This is a genomic window from Nosocomiicoccus sp. HMSC09A07, assembly GCF_001808485.1.
GTDB lineage: Bacteria > Bacillota > Bacilli > Staphylococcales > Salinicoccaceae > Nosocomiicoccus > Nosocomiicoccus ampullae_A.
Genome location: NZ_KV793644.1, coordinates 8,265 through 27,999 on the forward strand (window position 1 = coordinate 8,265; position 19,735 = coordinate 27,999).

The 19,735-nt window shown below is 39.0% G+C and carries 20 protein-coding genes; all 20 read left to right on the forward strand.

Annotated features, from left to right (window positions below; genetic code table 11):
• Window positions 1-180: 180 nt before the first annotated feature.
• The 20 genes from HMPREF3177_RS07415 (at window position 181) to hslO (ending at window position 19,527) form a co-directional block, all read left to right on the forward strand.
• Window positions 181-906 carry a metal ABC transporter ATP-binding protein gene (locus HMPREF3177_RS07415; RefSeq protein ID WP_040928178.1) on the forward strand — a complete coding sequence of 242 codons (726 nt, stop codon included), beginning with the start codon at window positions 181-183 and terminating at the stop codon, window positions 904-906.
• Between the two features lie 5 nt (window positions 907-911).
• Window positions 912-1,739, forward strand: a complete 828-nt coding sequence (locus tag HMPREF3177_RS07420) for a metal ABC transporter permease (protein WP_070458424.1) — start codon at window positions 912-914, stop codon at window positions 1,737-1,739.
• Complete coding sequence (locus HMPREF3177_RS07425) at window positions 1,730-2,659, forward strand: metal ABC transporter substrate-binding protein (protein ID WP_070458428.1); 930 nt, start codon at window positions 1,730-1,732, stop codon at window positions 2,657-2,659. Before HMPREF3177_RS07420 ends, HMPREF3177_RS07425 begins: the two co-directional genes overlap by 10 nt.
• 158 nt (window positions 2,660-2,817) lie before the next feature.
• Entirely contained in the window at window positions 2,818-3,657 is an 840-nt protein-coding gene (ispE, locus tag HMPREF3177_RS07430) for a 4-(cytidine 5'-diphospho)-2-C-methyl-D-erythritol kinase (RefSeq protein WP_070458327.1), read from the forward strand.
• 24 nt (window positions 3,658-3,681) lie between these two features.
• The gene (gene purR, locus HMPREF3177_RS07435; protein ID WP_068128644.1) at window positions 3,682-4,515 is read left to right on the forward strand and encodes a pur operon repressor; all 834 of its coding nucleotides are present in this window, start codon (window positions 3,682-3,684) and stop codon (window positions 4,513-4,515) included.
• A 43-nt stretch (window positions 4,516-4,558) separates the two neighbouring features.
• Window positions 4,559-4,927 (forward strand): RidA family protein, encoded by a 369-nt coding sequence (locus HMPREF3177_RS07440; protein WP_238316000.1) that lies wholly within the window; start codon window positions 4,559-4,561, stop codon window positions 4,925-4,927.
• 46 nt (window positions 4,928-4,973) lie between these two features.
• Complete coding sequence (spoVG, locus tag HMPREF3177_RS07445; protein ID WP_040928183.1) at window positions 4,974-5,294, forward strand: septation regulator SpoVG; 321 nt, start codon at window positions 4,974-4,976, stop codon at window positions 5,292-5,294.
• Window positions 5,295-5,405: 111 nt separating this feature from the next.
• Window positions 5,406-6,518, forward strand: a complete 1,113-nt coding sequence (locus HMPREF3177_RS07450) for a DapH/DapD/GlmU-related protein (protein WP_070458333.1) — start codon at window positions 5,406-5,408, stop codon at window positions 6,516-6,518.
• Window positions 6,519-6,533: 15 nt separating this feature from the next.
• The gene (locus HMPREF3177_RS07455) at window positions 6,534-7,505 is read left to right on the forward strand and encodes a ribose-phosphate diphosphokinase (RefSeq protein WP_068128640.1); all 972 of its coding nucleotides are present in this window, start codon (window positions 6,534-6,536) and stop codon (window positions 7,503-7,505) included.
• Window positions 7,506-7,619: 114 nt separating this feature from the next.
• Window positions 7,620-8,246: a 50S ribosomal protein L25/general stress protein Ctc gene (locus tag HMPREF3177_RS07460; RefSeq protein WP_070458335.1), complete on the forward strand. Its 627-nt coding sequence runs from the start codon at window positions 7,620-7,622 to the stop codon at window positions 8,244-8,246.
• 58 nt (window positions 8,247-8,304) lie between these two features.
• Complete coding sequence (pth, locus tag HMPREF3177_RS07465; protein ID WP_068128637.1) at window positions 8,305-8,877, forward strand: aminoacyl-tRNA hydrolase; 573 nt, start codon at window positions 8,305-8,307, stop codon at window positions 8,875-8,877.
• Window positions 8,870-12,346 carry a transcription-repair coupling factor gene (gene mfd, locus HMPREF3177_RS07470; protein ID WP_070458337.1) on the forward strand — a complete coding sequence of 1,159 codons (3,477 nt, stop codon included), beginning with the start codon at window positions 8,870-8,872 and terminating at the stop codon, window positions 12,344-12,346. Before pth ends, mfd begins: the two co-directional genes overlap by 8 nt.
• Entirely contained in the window at window positions 12,343-13,503 is a 1,161-nt protein-coding gene (locus HMPREF3177_RS07475; RefSeq protein WP_070458340.1) for a MazG nucleotide pyrophosphohydrolase domain-containing protein, read from the forward strand. The genes mfd and HMPREF3177_RS07475 overlap by 4 nt, the downstream gene beginning before the upstream one ends.
• Complete coding sequence (locus HMPREF3177_RS07480) at window positions 13,490-13,771, forward strand: RNA-binding S4 domain-containing protein (RefSeq protein ID WP_040928190.1); 282 nt, start codon at window positions 13,490-13,492, stop codon at window positions 13,769-13,771. Before HMPREF3177_RS07475 ends, HMPREF3177_RS07480 begins: the two co-directional genes overlap by 14 nt.
• Before the next feature lie 46 nt (window positions 13,772-13,817).
• Window positions 13,818-14,240, forward strand: coding sequence for an FtsB family cell division protein (locus HMPREF3177_RS07485; protein ID WP_068128629.1), 423 nt, complete (start codon window positions 13,818-13,820; stop codon window positions 14,238-14,240).
• Window positions 14,241-14,315: 75 nt separating this feature from the next.
• Window positions 14,316-14,678 carry a S1 RNA-binding domain-containing protein gene (locus HMPREF3177_RS07490; RefSeq protein WP_040928192.1) on the forward strand — a complete coding sequence of 121 codons (363 nt, stop codon included), beginning with the start codon at window positions 14,316-14,318 and terminating at the stop codon, window positions 14,676-14,678.
• A gap of 60 nt (window positions 14,679-14,738) precedes the next feature.
• Window positions 14,739-15,935 (forward strand): tRNA lysidine(34) synthetase TilS, encoded by a 1,197-nt coding sequence (tilS, locus tag HMPREF3177_RS07495; RefSeq protein ID WP_070458343.1) that lies wholly within the window; start codon window positions 14,739-14,741, stop codon window positions 15,933-15,935.
• A complete protein-coding gene (hpt, locus tag HMPREF3177_RS07500; protein ID WP_068128627.1) occupies window positions 15,925-16,467 on the forward strand; it encodes a hypoxanthine phosphoribosyltransferase in 543 nt (180 codons plus the stop codon). Before tilS ends, hpt begins: the two co-directional genes overlap by 11 nt.
• Before the next feature lie 72 nt (window positions 16,468-16,539).
• Complete coding sequence (gene ftsH, locus HMPREF3177_RS07505; protein ID WP_070458346.1) at window positions 16,540-18,609, forward strand: ATP-dependent zinc metalloprotease FtsH; 2,070 nt, start codon at window positions 16,540-16,542, stop codon at window positions 18,607-18,609.
• A gap of 48 nt (window positions 18,610-18,657) precedes the next feature.
• On the forward strand, window positions 18,658-19,527 hold the full coding sequence (hslO, locus tag HMPREF3177_RS07510; protein WP_070458349.1) for an Hsp33 family molecular chaperone HslO: 870 nt from the start codon (window positions 18,658-18,660) through the stop codon (window positions 19,525-19,527).
• Window positions 19,528-19,735 lie beyond the last annotated feature (208 nt).

The window sequence follows — 19,735 nt, forward strand, 5'->3', positions numbered from 1 at the left end:
CAAGGCACAAATTTGTAAATAAGAGTGATGAAAAACGCCCCCAGCCAGTGCTTTATCTTCAAAAAGAGTCGAATAAGTACAAATAAATACCCAAACCACACACCTCTCCACCAAAGTTTAGGCTTGACTAAAAAATAAACATAAGGTATCCTAAAAATAGGTTATTATAAGGAGGTTTACATGTTAAAGGTAGAGAATTTAAATGTCGTATACGACAAGCATATTCATGCGATTAAAGATGCGTCATTTGAACTGGAGACAGGTAATATATATGGGATTATCGGCTCGAATGGGGCGGGTAAGTCTTCGCTTATTAAAGGGATGTTAAATCTTGTGCCGAACACTGGTACGGTGACTTTTAATGGCGAATCGATGAAAAATCACGCGAAACGTATATCGTACGTGCCGCAGCGTGTCGATATTGATATGACGTTTCCAGTGACGGTTTTTGACTGCGTGCTTATGGGAACGTATCCGAACCTAGGCGTACTTAAAAGACCTGGTAAAAAAGAAAAAGAGCGCACGTTAGAAAGTTTGAAAAAAGTTGGTATGGAAGATTTTAAAGACCGACAAATTGGTGAACTGTCTGGCGGACAGTTCCAACGAGTCTTAATTGCACGTACACTTGCACAGCATAGCGATCTCGTCTTTTTAGATGAGCCGTTCGTTGGGATTGATGTACAGAGTGAAAAAGTGATCATCAAAGTCTTAAAAGAAATGGCTGAAGAAGGAATTACGATATTAATTGTGCACCATGATTTAAGTAAAGTGCACGATTATTTTGATGAACTTATTTTAGTCCACTTCGGTGTTAAAGATTACGGTTCAGTAGAAAAAGTATTCACTGAGAAGAATTTAAAAGAAGCATATGGTGACAATATTATCGTGAAAGCAGGTGAAGCATGATGGTTATGAATATTTTTCACGATATCCTCGCATACGAATTTTTTCAAAAAGCGCTCTTAACTGGTGCGGTTGTAGGGATTGTGTGTGGAGTAATAGGGAGTTTTATCGTCATGCGCGGGCTCGCTTTAATGGGTGACGCGATTTCACACGCAGTATTACCAGGAGTTGCGATTTCATTTATGCTTGGTATTAACTTTTTCGTTGGTGCGGTAATCGTTGGATTAGTAGCAGCGATTGGTATCGGGTTTATTAATCAGAACAGTAATATTAAAAATGATTCGGCCATCGGGATCGTGTTCTCGACGTTCTTTGCGATAGGTGTGTTGTTAATTGCAAAAGCAAATACAGCGATGGATTTAACCGAAATACTATTTGGTAACGTTCTAACGGTACGCGACATAGATCGTACGTTAACGATGATTGTTGCAGCTGTCGTTATCCTCGTTGTTATCCTATTCTATAAAGAATTTTTAATTACGACGTTTGACCCGACGATGGCAGTAGCAAGCGGGATGCCAGTGAAAACTATTCACTACGGATTAATGGTACTACTCACACTTGTAACTGTTGTATCGTTACAGACAGTAGGAGTTATTTTAGTCGTGAGTTTACTCATTACGCCAGCGGCGACAGCATATCTACTCACAAAACGTATGTCTCTAATGATCGTAATTGCAGCAAGTCTCGGCGGAATTTCTGCCATCATCGGACTGATGTTTAGCTTTAAGCTAAATCTATCGAGTGGTCCGACGATTGTACTTGTAGCTACAGCATTTTTTTTAATTGCATTTATTTTTGCACCTAAGAAGGGAGTTCTATGGAAATGGATTTAATTAAAAGGATTTCTGGCGTTTTAATTGCGCTACTTATTTTAACGGGTTGTTCATCTGACAGTGCAGATGAAGAGCAAAATGACAAACTAAAAATCACATCGACGTTTTCTATTATGACGGATATCGTTGAAGCGATTGGTGGAGATCATGTGGAAGTTCATAACTTAGTGCCACTAGGAACAGACCCACATGAATACGATCCAAAGCCAGAAGACATTCAGTTTTTAACAAAAAGTGATGCATTATTCTATAACGGCTTAAACTTAGAAGGAGAAAACGGTGGATGGCTAGATAAGCTCATTTCGTCAATTAATTATGACGAAAATAAAGTGTTCCGTGCGACTGAAGAAGTCGAACCAATGTATCTCGCATCAGGCACAAAAGATGAAGAAATCAACCCACACTCGTTTATCGATCCAAATGTCGGCATTAAAATGGCTGAAGCGGTCGAACAAGCATTAATTGAAATTGATGCAGATAATAGCGACTACTACAAAAAGCGTGCAGAAGAATATATCTCTGAGTTAAAAGACATTGAAGCGGAATATCGCGAAACGTTTGAAAATATTCCAGATGAAAAACGCATTTTAGTCGCAAGTGAGTTTGCATTTCAATATTTAACAGAACAATATGATATTCAAGAAGGTTATATTTGGGCAATTGACACAGAAGATAACGGGTCACCACAACAAATTAAAGACGCGACAGAGTTTGTAAAACAACATAATCCGTCGGTCTTATTTGTAGAATCAAACGTCGATAGACGTCCGATGGAAGCTGTGTCTAAAGAGTCAGGAGTACCAATTTACGAAAAGCCACTGTACAGTGACGAAATTGGTAACCGAGACAGTGAAGCAAGTACGTATATCGAATATTTAAGATATAACTTAAAAGTACTTTCTGACGGTATGAACAGATAATATCTTTTAGTGTGCCATAACTAAAATATTATATATATACGGATTAGAACTCTCTAATCCGTTTTTTTTTTATGATGAGAGGATAGTTTTCTCTTTAGATAATATGAAAAAATTAGTATCATAATAAGTAATTTACTAATAGGTAGAGGGCGGATGATATGCATATTGAAACAGCACCAGCAAAGATTAATTTAACGCTTGATGTACTTCATAAAAGAGATGACGGCTATCATGAAGTTGAAATGGTGATGACGACAATTGATTTAAACGACTATTTAACGTTCAAAAAACGCGAAGATAACCGTATCGTGCTGTCCTCAAATCACGGGTTTTTACCACTCGATAAGAAAAATCTCGTCTACCAAGCTGCACTTATTATGCAAGAGTACGGTGCTAAAGGCGTGGATATTCATATCGACAAATCGATTCCAGTAGCTGCGGGACTTGGTGGAGGTAGCGCAGATGCCGCTGCAACTTTTAGAGGAATAAATACACTATACGATTTAAATATCGATATTGACGAACTTGCTAGACGCAGTGCAGAAATCGGGTCAGACATTCCGTTTTGTGTATATGGAGGCACGAGACTCGCAACAGGGCGTGGAGAAATTACGACACCATTAAAACGCGCAGGACATGCGTGGATTGTGCTTGCCAAACCGAATATTAGCGTGTCAACAAAACGTATATATGGCGCGTTAAAAGGCGAAAAATCAAACCGAGGGACAAAACGCATGGTCGAAGCGTTAAATAACGGAAGTTATTATGACGTGATTGACGCGTTGTCTAATGACCTTGAACCAATTACTCGAACGCGTTATAAAAAAGTCGATAATTTACTCGAGTGCTTCAGAAGAAGTAAAGCAGACGGGGTACTCATGAGCGGAAGCGGACCAACGGTTTATGGTATTTGTAAAAAAGAACATCAAGCGACACAGTTATATAACGCAATTAAAGGTATTTGTGACGAAGTATATAAAGTACGACTTATCGGCTAATTCAACATAAGTGAGGAGAAGCAAATGAAGTTTAAACGGAGTGAGCGCATCGTTTTTATCACGGAGTATTTATCGAGACGACCAAACGAACGTATCCCGTTATCTGTATTTGTTAACAAATTTTCACAAGCAAAATCATCGATCAGTGAAGACCTTCGAATTATAAAAGCAGTGTTCGAAGAGGAATCTATCGGTAGAATCGAGACGACGCACGGCGCACAAGGTGGGGTGACTTTTATCCCACATATTAGTTATGAGAAAGCCACGAAAATCGTCGACCAATTTAAACAAGAGATTTCTGAAACAAAACGTATCTTACCGGGTGGATATTTATACTTATCTGATATTGTTGGCAATTCATCTCTCATGGCGCAATTCGGAGACCTTATTGCTACGATGTATGACGATAAAAAAATCGATGCGATTGTTACAATCGCAACAAAAGGGATTCCGATGGCGCATGCAGTTGCGAGTAAATTAAATGTGCCCGTCGCAGTCATTCGTAAAGACAATAAAATTACGGAAGGATCGACGGTATCTGTCAATTACGTTTCAGGGTCAACGCGTAAAATAGAAACGATGATTTTAGCAAAGCGTACGCTAGAAGAAGGTAGCCGTGTACTCGTTATCGATGACTTTTTACGTGCAGGCGGTTCGATTAATGGTGTCATTACGTTGATGGAAGAATTTAAAGCGACAGTCGTCGGTGTCAGTGTACTCGTCGAGTCAAAAGATACACCTGGAAACCGTAGATATAAAGACTATACGTCAATTGTTAAAGTATCAAAAATCGATGAATATAATGAAACATTTGTCGTCGAAGAAGGAAATTGTTTAGAATATTTTAGAAAAAGATAATAATAAACTATAGGAAGGAATGTGTTTATTTATGAATACTAAAATGATTAATACGAAAAACGTACCAAAAGCAATCGGGCCTTATTGTCACGCAATGAAAGCTGGAGATTTACTTTTCACTTCTGGTCAAATTCCATTAAATTTAAACGGTGAAATTGTGTCTGATGACGTGAGAGAACAAACGACACAAGTATTAGAAAATCTCGGCGCGATACTTAAAGAAGTTGGACTTGGATATGAGAACGTCGTGAAAACTTTAATCTTTATTTCAGATATGAATGACTTCGATGTCGTAAACGAAGTTTACGGACAATACTTTACGGGTAAACTACCAGCGAGATCATGTGTTGAAGTGAGCCGTTTACCAAAAGATGTAAAAGTAGAAATCGAACTTGTGGCTTCTTTTAAATAATATAAACACATGTCCGTATTATTGACTACAGGAGGATTCACACAATATGAAAATTACTGATGTAAGATTACGTAAAGTGAATAATCAAGATACGAGAATGAAAGCATTAGCGTCAATTACGTTTGATGACGCGTTTGTTGTGCATGATTTAAGAGTTATTGAAGGTAACAATGGATTATTTGTTGCAATGCCAAGTAAACGTACAGCAGATGGAGAGTTCAGAGATATCGCTCACCCAATCAACTCAGAAATGAGACAGCACGTACAAGAAGAAGTGATGCGCGTCTACGATGAAACTGAAGACGTACCTGAAGAGTCAACGGAAGATGAAGAAGAAACTGAAGCGGTTGAATCAGACGAAGAATAATCGTATGGAAAGCTAGGGCATATACGCTGTCCTAGCTTTTTATCTTTTTAAATTTCCTAGGAAATACTGTAAAATAGTTGTAGAAGAAACGATTTGGAGGCATATTGTATTATGCATAAGCAAGCAGTGATTTTAACAGATGTCGATACATCTCAGATGAAATCAAACACACATACCGCATTACATACGTTATGTGGGACAACACTATTACAGCATATCATTAACCAGTTAAAACTTTCTGGTGTAAATGATATTTATTTAACGTCAAAAGAAGGATTAGATGAGTCGTTCGACTCATACAAAGTTCTGACAGATACAAGTCAGCTAGAGGACAAGGACACAGTATTTGTAGATAGCCGTTCGCCACTCATTTTTGACGAAATGTATAAAAGCTTATACGAAGAAGATATCGATAATATTTACGTCGTCGATGGACAGTTGTTACTCGTCGAAAAAGACGAGTTAAACACTTTAAAATTAGATACGATTGAAAACATGGCGAAATCAATCGGAGCTGTTGAAGCAGACTTTGGCATATTTACAGTAGAAACGAGAAAAGAGCTCGCAAATGCCCGTTATTTATATCAAACCGTTATATTAGACCGATTAATGGATCATGGAGTTACGATTATTAATCCTGAAAATACGTACATCGATAGTACGGTAGAAATCGGTAGAGATACTGTCATTTATCCTGGAGCAGTTATCGAAGGTGAAACGGTCATCGGTGAAAATTGTGTCATTCGAGGCGATAGTGAAATCACGAACGCAAGAATCGGTAACGACGTTGTAATTAGACACTCTGTCATTACGGATTCCGAAATTGGTGACGGTACGTCAGTTGGACCATTTGCACAAGTTCGACCAGGAACAAAAATCGGAAAGTCTGTAAAAATTGGAAACTTTGTAGAAACTAAAAAATCTTTCCTTGATGATGGTGCAAAAGTGTCGCATTTAAGTTATATTGGAGATGCAGAGGTCGGAAAACGAACGAACATTGGTTGTGGAACAATTACAGTGAATTACGATGGTGTAAATAAGCACAAAACGATCATTGGAGACGATGCATTTGTCGGGTGTAACTCGAATATGATGGCACCAATTATGATTGGAGACCGCTCGGTTATCGCTGCGGGAAGTACTGTAGTAGACGATGTACCATCAGATAGTTTAGCAATCGCACGTGAACGTCAAACGACTAAAGAAAATTATTATAAAAAATAACCGCTGGAGGATATTATGGGAAATCAGCAAAACATTAAAGATGACATGAAAGTATTTACTTTATCTGCAAACGAACCACTTGCTCAAGAAATCGCAGACCATCTAGGTGTAGAGTTAGGGAAGTGTAAAGTGAATCGCTTCTCAGACCAAGAAGTGCAAGTAGACGTGTTAGAAAGTGTACGTGGTAAAGATATCTTTGTCGTACAACCAACGTCAGAGCCAGTAAACGCACACTTAATGGAGTTATTAATTATGATAGATGCGTTAAGACGTGCATCAGCACGCCGCATCAACTTAGTTATTCCGTACTATGGTTACGCGCGTCAAGATAGAAAATCTCGTCCACGTGAACCAATTACAGCGAAACTCGTTGCGAACTTACTTGAAACAGCAGGTGCAGACCGCGTTGTGTCTATCGACTTACACGCTGCACAAATTCAAGGGTTCTTCGATATTCCAATCGACCACTTAACGAGTGTTCCATTAATCACGAAATACTTTGAAGATGAAAAACACGACTTAAACTATGAAGAAGAAGTGGTTATCGTATCACCGGACCACGGTGGGGTGACACGTGCACGCCGTATGGCTGAAAGACTCGGTTCACCAATTGCGATCATCGATAAACGTCGTCCACGTGCGAACGTTGCAGAAGTAATGAGTATCGTCGGTGACATTAAAGGTAAAACAGCAATCGTTATCGATGACATTATCGACACAGGTGGTACGATTAAACTTGCAGCAGATAAGTTAATCGAAGAGGGTGCGACTGAAGTGTACGTATGTTGTTCACACCCAGTATTATCTGGTAAAGCAATCGAAAACTTACAAGAGTCACAAATTAAAGAGGTAATCGTAACAAACTCAATTAAATTACCTGAAGAAAAACAAATCGATAAAATTAAGCAACTTTCAGTTGGAGAGTTACTTGCTGAAGCAATTACTCGTATTCACGAAGAGCGTTCAGTCAGTCGCTTATTTGACTAAAGTTAAATATTGTTAAAATACTTTTACAATATATCCTATTATATGGTATTATTACGTATGGCTATTTGTTAAAGTGGTAAAATGACTGCTAGTTTATGAAAGGTGGAAAATATAATGGCAAAACTAGTTGCGAATTCAAGAGAGAGTTTAACAAAAGGTGAACTCAATGAATTACGTGCAGCTGGCAAAGTACCTGCGGTACTTTACGGTTATAATGTAGAAAACACATCAGTTACTGTCGACGAAGTAGAATTTATTAAATTAATTCGTAAAATCGGACGTAACGGTGTAATCGATCTTGAACTTGACGGTAAAACAGTTCAAGCAATGGTGAACGAATATCAATTCGAATCATTAAAAAATAGAGTGGACCACATCGACTTCATCGCAATCAACATGGATGAAGAAAGAACAGTAGAAGTAAGTGTTGTTACTGTTGGTGAAGCTGCTGGTGAAAAAGAAGGCGGAGTTGTTGAACAACCAAACTTCGTTGTTGAAGTTACAGCTCGTCCAGCGGACATCCCTGAAGAGCTTGAAGTAAATGTTGAAGCACTTGAAATTGGTGATTCAATTACTGTCGGAGATATCCGTGATAAGTTCTCATTCACGATTGAAAACGAAGATGACACTACTCTTGCAATGGTATCTGTACCACAAGAAGAAGTTGAAGAAGACGCAGAAGATTCAGAAGAAGCTGCTGAAGAAGCACCTGCAGAAGAATCATCTGAAGACGAAGAGTAATATAATTATTGCTAGGGCGGTGGGGAACCATCGCCTTTTTTAATATGGAGGAAAGATTATGAAGTGCTTTGTTGGACTTGGGAACCCAGGACCTAAATATGACAATACACGTCATAACGTTGGATTTATGGCGATTGATAAATTAAGTGATAGTTTAAATATCGATTTAGATGAAAATAAGTTTAAATGTGAATTTGGTACAGGTTTAGTGAACGGCGAAAAGGTAATGCTCGTTAAACCTCAAACATTTATGAACTTATCTGGGGAAGGCGTTCGCCCGTTAATCGATTATTTCAATATTGAACTCGACGACGTTTATATATTATATGACGATATGGATCTTGGACTCGGGAAGCTGAGACTGCGTCAAAAAGGTAGTGCGGGCGGGCATAACGGGATTCGTTCGTTAAACCAACACTTCAAAACTGAAAAATATAAGCGTATTCGTATTGGAATTGGTCGTCCAGATGGTCCAATGCCAATCGTGAACTGGGTGTTATCAAAATTCACAAAAGAAGACATGGTCACACTCGAAAAAGTGTTAGACGTCACGACAGATGCGTGTGAAATGGCAATCAATCACGACTTTATAGATGTTATGAACCGTTATAACGGTGATATCAATGCATAACAGAGTTAAAGAGAGAATCAGACAAGACTCTCGCGTGAGAGAGGTTTTAGACTATACGCCCGATCAATCACTACTCGTTACGGGTATTACAGATGAGTTTAAAGGGCCGTTATTTCACGAGGTCGTCGAAGCGAACGATTCACCCGTCGTGTTATTTGTTGAAAACAATCATAAAATGGAGAAACTACAAAGCCAACTAATGGCGTATACAGAAGACGTGTATACATTTCCTGTTGGCGACATTATGATTGAAACGATGGCAGACCAAAGCCCAGAATTTAAAAAAGAGCGCATGCGAACGTTATATGCCCTTCTTGAAAGAGAGAAAGGGTTATTTATCGTGCCGACAGAAGGACTTATGAAGCCGTTAATGGTGCCTGAAAAACTATCGACATACAAAAAGAAATTAGAGCTCGGTAGTGATATCGATTATGGTGCGTTTATTCGTTACTTATCTGACGTTGGATACGTGAGACGTGAAGAGGTCCAAAACTTCGGTGAATTCGCAGTACGTGGAGATATTTTTGACGTGTATATGTCGAGTGGGCTCGTACGTATCGAATTATTCGACACAGAGGTCGACTCAATACGCGCCATTGACGAAGAAACAAAGCGTTCTACACATAATCTAGAATCTGTCACGCTCGAACCATTTTCAGAATATGTGTTAGAAGAAGATGAACGCGACGCGCTGATTGAGCATATTACAAAGCTGTACGATAAAACGAAAGAAACAATCGACAAAGGTGCACATGAATCACTCGATACGTACTTCGAGAAGTTGACTAATAAAGACTATACGATGAGTCATTTAAGCCAATTTAGTCATTTACTTTATGACGATGAAGTATCGATTTTAGACTATATTAGTGAAGATGCGATTATATTAATCGATGAAGTCAAAACGATAGAAGCAAGTTTTGAACGTGAAGTCCGTGCGATGCATAATTATTACGAAAGCCTTCAAGAAGCAGGTAAGATGCTCAGTGAAGGTGGAAATTATTTAGAGCATCAACTCGAGCGTCTGTATAAAAGAGATGCGATTTATTTTACACTATTTTTAAGTGCGCTACCTGTGAACGTACAAGACATCGTTAAAATCTCTGTGAAACCGACTGAAATTTATTACGGACAATACGATATACTCGCATCCAACATTAATCAGATGGTACGTGATGGCTTTTTAGTAAACATCGTTTTACGTGACGAAGAAGAACTAAAAAAGACGCGCCAGTTACTCGAAGATTTAAATATCGATAGTTTCATAAAAGAACTTCCTGAAGATGTAGAAAATGGTGTTGTACTATCCATTGGAGAATTCGATGCAGGTTTTATACTGCCATTTATGCATGCTGCAGTTTTAACGAGTAAAGAGCTCTATAACCGTACGTCAAAAAAGACGCGTCGTACGAAAAAGCTATCTAATGCTGAAAAAATTAAATCTTATCAAGAATTAAACGTCGGAGATTATATCGTACACGTACATCACGGTGTTGGGCGTTATCTCGGTATAGAAACGTTAGAAGTTGGCGGTCTACACAATGACTATATGAAACTTCAATATAAAGGGACGGACCAGTTATTTATCCCTGTCGATCAAATGGACCTCGTACAAAAATACGTCTCTAGTGACGACGGTGCACCAAAAATGCATAAGCTCGGAGGTACAGAGTGGAAGAAAACAAAAGCGAAAGTTGAAAGTAGCGTAAATGAACTTGCTGACGAATTACTTAAGTTGTACCAAGAACGTGCAGCGACTGAAGGGTTTAAATTTAGTCCAGATAATGACATGGTTCAGTCATTTGAAGAACGTTTCCCTTATGAAGAGACGCCAGACCAACTTGCATCTATTCACGAAATTAAACAAGATATGGAAAGAGTGCAGCCAATGGACCGACTGCTATGTGGTGACGTTGGTTATGGTAAAACAGAGGTCGCAATTCGTGCAGCATTTAAAGCAGTTCAAGACGGCAAACAAGTCGCGGTGCTCGTACCGACGACGATTTTAGCCGCACAGCACTATGAAACGTTCATTGAACGTATTGAAGATTTCCCAGTCAACGTGGAGATGATGTCGCGTTTTAGAACGCCTAAAGAAATGCGTGAAGTTAAAAAAGGTCTAAAAGAAGGAACGGTCGATATCGTTATCGGTACACATACGATTCTCGGTAAAACGGTAGAGTTTAAAGACCTTGGACTTCTCATTGTCGACGAAGAGCAGCGCTTTGGTGTAAAACATAAGGAGCGCATTAAGCAGCTAAAAACAAACGTCGACGTATTAACTTTAACGGCTACACCGATTCCAAGAACGCTACACATGAGTTTAATGGGTGTTAGAGACTTATCAGTGATCGAGACGCCTCCACAAAACCGTTTCCCAGTTCAAACGTACGTCTTAGAATATAACGGGAACTTCGTCAAAGAAGCAATTAACCGTGAACTCGCAAGAGGCGGACAAGTGTTTTATCTTCATAATCGTACGGATACGATTTACGAAAAAGCAATTCACATTGAAACGCTCGTGCCTGATGCGAGTGTTGGAGTGATGCACGCGAGAATGACTGAGTTAGAAATCGAAGAGACGATGCAAGCGTTCGTCAATAACGAGTACGACATACTCGTGACGACGACGATTATCGAAACAGGTGTCGACGTGCCGAACGCAAATACTCTTATTATTGAAGACTCAGATCGCTTCGGATTGTCGCAACTGTATCAAATTAGAGGTCGCGTTGGTCGTAGTAACCGAATTAGTTACGCGTATCTGTTCTATCAACCAAACAAAGTGTTAACAGAAGTTGCTGAAAAACGACTTGCGGCAATTAAAGAATACACTGAACTCGGAAGCGGGTTTAAAATTGCGATGCGCGACTTAAATATACGTGGTGCCGGGAACTTACTCGGTAAACACCAATCTGGATTCATCGATTCAGTTGGATACGAGTTATATTCAGATATGTTAGAGACTGCTGTGCTAGAAAAGCGTGGTTTATCTGTTGAGGAAAAGGAACCTGTAAACATACCAGTCGAAATCGAACTCGATGCATATTTACCAGCATCTTATATTTCACATGAGCAATCGAAAATTGACCTATATAAACGTTTAAGAGCAGTGGGTAGTATTGAAGCGTTACGAGATATTGAAGATGAAATGATCGACCGATTTGGAGAATACCCAGTAGAAGTCGAGAATTTAATCGACCTCGTACGTGTGAAGATTTATGCACTAATACTCGGTGGGTATAGAGTATATGAAGATAAACAATACTTCTATTTAAACTTAACGAAAGACGCAACAGCAAAAATTGACGGCGAACGGTTGTTTATCGACACGAATGATTATAAAAGAGAACTTCGTATTCGAGTACAAAATAACGAAATTCAGTTTCAAGTGAAATCGAAAGACATTAAGCTATTTATCGATATTTTAAAACGCTCGCTGAATAGTAAAAAGGAGGAAGCGGTATGATAACGATTGTCGGTCTTGGAAGTAGTGACGTCGATCATATGACAGTTGGTGTTTATAACAGATTAAAAACAAGCGACTTTGTATACTTACGTACAAACGATCATCCTGCTGTCGAATTGCTGCATACTGAAAATATTTCGTATAAATCATTTGACAATTATTACGTTGAAAGTGAAACGTTCGAAGAGACGTACGAAAAAATCGTAGACACATTACTATCAAAAGGAAAAGATAGAGACATCATTTATGCAGTCCCTGGGTCACCGTTGTTATACGAAACGACGACAGAATTACTGCTAAATAACGATGCTGGTGTGGAAGTAGATGTTATTGGTGGACAGAGTTTTATCGACGTGTGTATTGAAGCGGTAAATATTCGTGTAAACGAAGGGTTTCAAATTTTAGATGGTTCGACATTAACTGAACGCGATTTAAATCACCGTCAACATACACTAATTACACAAGTGTACGATCAGTTTTCAGTATCAGATGTGAAACTGACGCTTCTCGACTATTACGAACCAGAGACGCCAGTCACTTTAATTGTCGCAGCTGGCAGCCGTGAAGAAAAACTAATTACAAAACCACTCGAAGAAATCGATTATGACGTACCGAATTCGAATTTAATGACGATGTTTATCGAAAAAATGGACAGTGAAACGTTAGATAACCGTTCGATTTACCACATGCGTGAAATTTACCAAGTGCTCGTTGGTGAAAATGGATGTCCGTGGGATAAAGTTCAAACACATCAATCACTCGAACGATTTTTACTCGAAGAGTCGTATGAAGTGATTGAAGCTATTGAAAAAGAAGACGATAATCTTCTCGTCGAAGAACTGGGAGATATTTTACTTCAAGTCGGTTTACACGCAGCGATTGCTGAACGAGACGGTTATTTTAATTTCCACGATATATTAGAAAGTCTAAACCGTAAAATCGTTCATAGACATCCGCACGTTTTTGGAGACGTTGAAGTAAACAATCAAAGTGAGTTAACAGAAGTATGGAACGCTCAAAAGAAAAAAGAAGGTAAAACAGAACGTATAAAATACGAAAAAGAATACGCAACGACAGTACTTGAATGGATGAAGGAAACGATTCACTCAGGGAAATCGTTAGGCGAAATATTGGAGGAACAACATGAGACTCGATAAGTTTTTAAAAGTGTCACGTATTATTAAACGTCGTCCACTTGCGAAGACGATGAGTGACGACGGACGTATCGAAGTAAACGGTAAAGTCGCAAAAGCAGGCACGACTGTTAGCGTCGGTGACGAACTTAAAATTCGTTTTGGAAACCGTATCGTCACGTACGAAATCCTCGATTTAAAAGAGCATGCTAAAAAAGAAGAAGCCGAATTAATGGCAAAAATGCTACACGATGAAAAAATAGAAGACGATAAAGACGAATCTGGATGGTAACTGTATAAAAAATCGTGTAAACTTGTATAAAAGGATGTGAATGCAAATGACGAACAAAATTATTAAAATGCTCAATAAATATACAATCGATTTAGACTCTAAAAAAGAGTCGCTTAAAGGTGAGCGTAAAGTGAGACGCCGTCGTATGATTATTGTGTCGATGCTCGCGTTTGTCTTTATATTTGCATTCATATCTGGCGGCATCAAACAAAAAGTAGAGAATCGCGCGTTAAAAGACGAAGTACGTGAAACAGAACTCGTGTTAGAAGAAAAACAAGAGAAGCGTGCAGAACTTGAACAAGAGATTATTCAACTAAATGATGAAAATTATATTCGTCGTATTGCCCGTGGAGATTTCTTTATGTCTGGTAGCGGAGAACTGATTTTCTCGTTACCAGAATCTAAAAAAGAATCGACTCAAACAGAAACACAAACAAATGAAAACGAAGATTCAGAGTCAAAAGAGTAATAAAAGTGATTATTGTCGCATTTAATGTTATGATAAATAAACATTACTACACTATTCAGGAGGAAATTTAAGTTCATGTCAGTTGAAGTTGGCGAAAAACTCGTCGGAAAAGTCACAGGAGTTAAACCGTTCGGAGCATTTGTTGAATTACCGAATGGAAAGAGTGGTCTCGTACACATTAGTGAGGTTGCAAACAAATTCGTTGAGGATATTAATGATCACCTTAAAGTAAACGATGAAGTCGAAGTAAAAGTATTATCTGTTGGTGATGATGGAAAGATTTCTTTATCTATTAAACAAGCAGAGAAACCAAAAAAGCAACGTAGAGCACAGTCTCCAGAAGACTTTGAAAAGAAACTCTCAAACTTCTTAAAAGATAGTGAAGAGCGTATGAGTTCAATTAAAAGACAAGCGGACGCACGTCGCGGCGGACGTTAATAAATAGAAGTAAAAAGGCTGGAATTTTCTAGCCTTTTTTATCCTTATAGGGTGAAGTGAATGGTCAAATTAAACGTCACTTGGACGCCGTCAGACAATATCGCCATAGCGTTATCGGGTGGTATAGACTCGACGGTTTTATATCATTTATTGACAACGCGTTATAGAGATACATATCGAGAGTTATATATATTACACGTTAACCACGGGAGTCGAGAGGCCTCTATCGGTGAAGAACAAGCGTTACGAAAAATGGCGGATAGTGACGGATATGTATTTTTATCGACGACATTAAATTTAGACAAGTTTTCACAGCGAAAAGGGCGAGACTTACGATATGCGTTCTTTTATGACATGTTAAACGAATACGACATCGATTACTGTTTAACGGCGCATCATAAAGATGATGACTTTGAAACGATTATGTTTGAGTTATTAACCGGTCGCCATTTAAAAGGCATTGGTATTCCGTCTCAGTTCGGTAAAGTACTTCGACCGATGATGAGTGTTCGTTTACAAGAAATCGAACAGTATGCACATGAACATCGTCTTGAATATTTTGAAGATCATACAAACGACACGAACGACTATACGAGAAATTATATTCGTCACGAAGTGTTACCAAATATCGAACAGCATGACGAGCTGCATTTAGAAAGTTTGACGCAATTTAAAGAAGATTACAACGAAATGACGCAATATTTTAAACAAGAGGCTGAAAGCTTTCTTAAAGATAAGCCTGTTAGCCGAAAGAGGTTTAACGCGTGTAGTCACATATTAAAAGTATATATCTTAAATCGCTGGTTAAACGTCGGCAGAGCGTATAGTGAAGAAATGATTCGGTTGTTACAGAGTGACACGAGTCAATTTGAATTGCCAGTTGGTGAACAAAGTTTCGTCTGTAGTTATGACGATTGCTACGTCATAAGTGACCGAATGTTCGATGAAGAGATGACGATTGATGACGCTGGCACGTACTATTTTAATGGTTATAAAATTACAGTTGATGGTTCGCCGAACTTAACCGTTCGCACGTTTCAACCAGGTGACCGTGTGGCGATACCGAACGTCGGTACTAAAAAGGTGAATCGGCTTTTTATCGACAAAAAAATTAGTCATGAAAAGCGAAAAACGATGCCGATTATTGTCGATGACACCGGTACAATTGTTGCGGTAGGTAATATTTATAATATAATAGAACTATTAAGCAATTTTAAAATAGACTTACATGTTGAGGAGTTATATTATGACGCTTAGAAATGATATTGATGAAATACTTTTTAGCGAAGAAGATATTAAAGAAATTACGAAACGACTTGCTTCTGAGTTAACACGTGATTACGATGGTAAAAATCCGGTTTTTGTGGCGCTATTAAAAGGCTCGATCATGTTTATGGGAGACCTCGTAAAGTACGTCGATACACACTTAGAAATGGACTTTATGGACGTGTCGAGTTACGTCGGAACAAAATCGACAGGAGAAGTAAAGATACTGAAAGACTTATCGACGTCAATTGAAGGGCGTCACGTCGTAATTGTAGAAGATATCGTCGAAACAGGTGCGACTCTTAACTATATCATCGACTTTTTACGTTCTAGAAAAGCTGAGAGTGTTGAAGTTGTTACGCTTTTAGATAAGCCAGTACCTGAACGTAAACTAGAAGTCGACGTTAAATATATCGGTACGACAATTCCTGAAGGATTCGTCGTCGGTTACGGACTAGATTTCAATGAAAACTATCGTAACTTGCCATATATCGGTTTACTAAAACCAGAACTATATAACTAATGCATAACAGTAGATAATATATGTTAATTTTGTTAATATTTCTTTTAGTGTAATAGAAACGGAGGATTACGGATGCCTAAAAATACTGGCCGTAATATATTGCTTTTAGCAATTCTAGCAGTAATATTATTCGGTATATTCCAAAGCTTAAATGGCGGCACTCAAGCAGATAAAGAGCTGCAGTACAAACCATTTATCGAAGCTTTAGAAAATCAAAATATAGAAAAAATGACGATTCAGCCTGAAAATAATGTGTATCTTGTTAAAGGTAAACTAAAAGATCAGGAAGATCATGAATCATTCCATACAGTGATTCCTTATAATGCAACTGGAGATTTAGATTCAATTTTAGAAACAGCTAAGAAAGACAACGACCTTAAATTTAACGTTGAACCAGCAAAAGAACAAAGCCCGTGGACAGGAATGTTATTTACGTTCATACCGCTACTTGTGATTCTATTCTTCTTCTTATTCTTAATGTCTAATGCACAAGGTGGCGGTGGAAACCGCATGATGAACTTCGGTAAAAGTAAGGCGAAGCAATTTGATAACACGAAATCAAAAACACGCTTTACAGATGTTGCCGGAGCAGATGAAGAAAAAGCAGAACTTATCGAGGTTGTGGACTTCTTAAAAGATCACCGCAAATTCGATAAAATGGGTGCGCGTATTCCGAAAGGGGTACTATTAACCGGACCTCCAGGTACAGGTAAAACATTAATTGCACGTGCAGTAGCAGGTGAAGCAGGCGTTCCATTCTTCTCGATTTCAGGTTCTGATTTCGTAGAGATGTTCGTCGGTGTTGGTGCGTCACGTGTACGTGACTTATTCGAACAAGCAAAGAAAAATTCACCATGTATTATCTTTATTGACGAAATCGATGCTGTCGGTCGTCAACGTGGTGCAGGTGTCGGTGGTGGACACGATGAACGTGAACAAACACTCAACCAATTACTCGTAGAAATGGACGGGTTTGCAGGCAACGAAGGTATTATTATGATCGCTGCAACAAACCGTGCAGATATTTTAGACCCGGCATTATTACGTCCTGGTCGTTTTGATAGACAAATTCAAGTCGGATTACCTGACGTAAAAGGCCGTGAAGCTGTACTTAAAGTACACTCACGTAACAAGCCGTTAGACGAAACAGTCGACTTAAAAGCAATCGCACAACGTACGCCTGGATTCTCAGGTGCAGATTTAGAAAACTTACTAAACGAAGCAGCACTTGTTGCGACTCGTGCGGGTAAAAATACGATTGACATGCGAGACGTAGACGAAGCGACAGACCGCGTAATCGCAGGTCCTGCTAAGAAATCTCGCGTTATGAGTGAAAAAGAACGTCGTATCGTTGCGTTCCACGAAGCTGGACATACAGTAATCGGTATGGTGTTAGACGAAGCAGAAACAGTTCACAAAGTTACGATTGTTCCGCGTGGTCAAGCAGGCGGATATGCCGTGATGCTTCCTAAAGAAGATCGCTACTTTATGACAAAACCAGAGCTTCAAGACCGAATCGTTGGATTACTCGGTGGACGTGTTGCAGAAGAAGTTACGTTTGGTGAAGCATCAACAGGTGCACATAACGACTTCCAAAGAACGACAAGTCTCGCTAGAAAAATGGTAATGGAATTTGGTATGAGTGAAAAACTTGGGCCAATCCAATTTGGTGAAACAGGCGGTCAAGTATTCTTAGGTAAAGAAATGGGTCACGAGAAGAGTTACTCAGATAAATTTGCTTATGAAATTGACTTAGAAGTTCAAAAGATTGTTAAAGAAGCGTACGAAAGATGTCACGAAATCTTAACGACGCATCAAGAACAATTAACATTAATTGCGGAAACGTTACTCGTCGAAGAGACGTTAGACCGCGAACAAATAGAAGGGTTATTCCACGACGGAAAATTACCTGAACGTAAGTATGATGATAGTCATCTAGAAGAAGATACTGAAGATGATGAAAAAGTTGGTCATTCATACGAAGAAATCAAAGAAAAGTTACAACGTCATGAAGACGTATCTGATAACGAGGAAGAAGTTTCTCGTCCAGAAATGACAGAAGACGAAGACGTTACAGAAGACATGGATCCAAAAGGTCCAAACGAACAACGTGACGTACAAGACGATAGAGATAACAAATAACGAAAAGTCGCCTCGAGTTAGGCGACTTTTATTATGGAGGAAATAAACATGGCAGATAAGTTAATACGTGGATTAGGTTTAAACGATGAAGTAAGAATTTTTTCACTAGATACAACAGATACAGTAAATGAAGCTGTAAATCGTCATAAAGCATACCCAACAGCAGCTGCAGCGTTAGGTCGTACAATGACAGCAACTGTAGTATTAGGTGCAATGTTAAAAGGAAAAGATAAAGTCACAGTCACAGTAGAAGGTGGCGGACCGATCGGTGCAATCGTGACAGACGCAGATGCGAACGGTCACGTACGTGGATACGTGCAACACCCAGACGTACACTTTGACTTAAACGCTCAAGGGAAACTCGACGTGAGTCGTGCAGTTGGTACGAACGGGTATTTAAGAGTCGCAAAAGATATCGGACTTAAAGACAACTTTGTCGGTTCAGTTGAACTTATTTCAGGAGAACTCGGTGAAGACTTCTCTTATTACTTCTATCACTCAGAACAAGTCCCATCAATCGTTGCACTCGGTGTACTCGTTAATCCAGATAACACTGTCAAAGCAGCAGGTGGACTCGTCATTCAAGTACTACCAGCAGCAAGCGAAGAGACGATTACATGTCTAGAAAAAATCGCGAGCGAGATGCGTCCAATTTCACAAATGATCGACGACAATTTAACACCAGAACAAATCGTCGATGAAGTACTCGGCGACTCATGGCGCAAGCTTGATGAAATGCCAGTCGAATTCGAATGTACATGTAGTAAAGAGCGTTTCATCAACGCAATCGCATCACTAGAAAAAGACGAAATCAAACAAATGATCGAAGAAGACGGTGGCGCAGAAGCAGTATGTAACTTCTGTCGCAACGATGTTTGGATCGAAAAAGAAGAGCTCGAAGCACTTCTAGAAGAATAAAATTGCCATGCCGGAGAATATCCGGTTTTGCCTCGAATAGTGCGGGATGAGATAGTTCATCTACCGCGGTGTGTAATTTGTGTGACGCCCGAAAATACGAACAGATTCGTGTTTCCGGGCGATTTTTTGTGCTGTGCTGTGTTTTAATTTACAAAAATTCTTCGAATCTGTTAGATATATCGAGATAATTAACAAATTCTCGGGATTC

Excerpts from the sequence above, each read along its gene's own strand:
- HMPREF3177_RS07415 (WP_040928178.1), top strand. The coding sequence starts at position 181 with ATGTTAAAGGTAGAGAATTTAAATGTCGTATACGACAAGCATATTCAT.
- HMPREF3177_RS07420 (WP_070458424.1), top strand. The coding sequence starts at position 912 with ATGAATATTTTTCACGATATCCTCGCATACGAATTTTTTCAAAAAGCG.
- HMPREF3177_RS07425 (WP_070458428.1), top strand. The coding sequence starts at position 1,730 with ATGGATTTAATTAAAAGGATTTCTGGCGTTTTAATTGCGCTACTTATT.
- ispE (WP_070458327.1), top strand. The coding sequence starts at position 2,818 with ATGCATATTGAAACAGCACCAGCAAAGATTAATTTAACGCTTGATGTA.
- purR (WP_068128644.1), top strand. The coding sequence starts at position 3,682 with ATGAAGTTTAAACGGAGTGAGCGCATCGTTTTTATCACGGAGTATTTA.
- HMPREF3177_RS07440 (WP_238316000.1), top strand. The coding sequence starts at position 4,559 with ATGATTAATACGAAAAACGTACCAAAAGCAATCGGGCCTTATTGTCAC.
- spoVG (WP_040928183.1), top strand. The coding sequence starts at position 4,974 with ATGAAAATTACTGATGTAAGATTACGTAAAGTGAATAATCAAGATACG.
- HMPREF3177_RS07450 (WP_070458333.1), top strand. The coding sequence starts at position 5,406 with ATGCATAAGCAAGCAGTGATTTTAACAGATGTCGATACATCTCAGATG.
- HMPREF3177_RS07455 (WP_068128640.1), top strand. The coding sequence starts at position 6,534 with ATGGGAAATCAGCAAAACATTAAAGATGACATGAAAGTATTTACTTTA.
- HMPREF3177_RS07460 (WP_070458335.1), top strand. The coding sequence starts at position 7,620 with ATGGCAAAACTAGTTGCGAATTCAAGAGAGAGTTTAACAAAAGGTGAA.
- pth (WP_068128637.1), top strand. The coding sequence starts at position 8,305 with ATGAAGTGCTTTGTTGGACTTGGGAACCCAGGACCTAAATATGACAAT.
- mfd (WP_070458337.1), top strand. The coding sequence starts at position 8,870 with ATGCATAACAGAGTTAAAGAGAGAATCAGACAAGACTCTCGCGTGAGA.
- HMPREF3177_RS07475 (WP_070458340.1), top strand. The coding sequence starts at position 12,343 with ATGATAACGATTGTCGGTCTTGGAAGTAGTGACGTCGATCATATGACA.
- HMPREF3177_RS07480 (WP_040928190.1), top strand. The coding sequence starts at position 13,490 with ATGAGACTCGATAAGTTTTTAAAAGTGTCACGTATTATTAAACGTCGT.
- HMPREF3177_RS07485 (WP_068128629.1), top strand. The coding sequence starts at position 13,818 with ATGACGAACAAAATTATTAAAATGCTCAATAAATATACAATCGATTTA.
- HMPREF3177_RS07490 (WP_040928192.1), top strand. The coding sequence starts at position 14,316 with ATGTCAGTTGAAGTTGGCGAAAAACTCGTCGGAAAAGTCACAGGAGTT.
- tilS (WP_070458343.1), top strand. The coding sequence starts at position 14,739 with ATGGTCAAATTAAACGTCACTTGGACGCCGTCAGACAATATCGCCATA.
- hpt (WP_068128627.1), top strand. The coding sequence starts at position 15,925 with ATGACGCTTAGAAATGATATTGATGAAATACTTTTTAGCGAAGAAGAT.
- ftsH (WP_070458346.1), top strand. The coding sequence starts at position 16,540 with ATGCCTAAAAATACTGGCCGTAATATATTGCTTTTAGCAATTCTAGCA.
- hslO (WP_070458349.1), top strand. The coding sequence starts at position 18,658 with ATGGCAGATAAGTTAATACGTGGATTAGGTTTAAACGATGAAGTAAGA.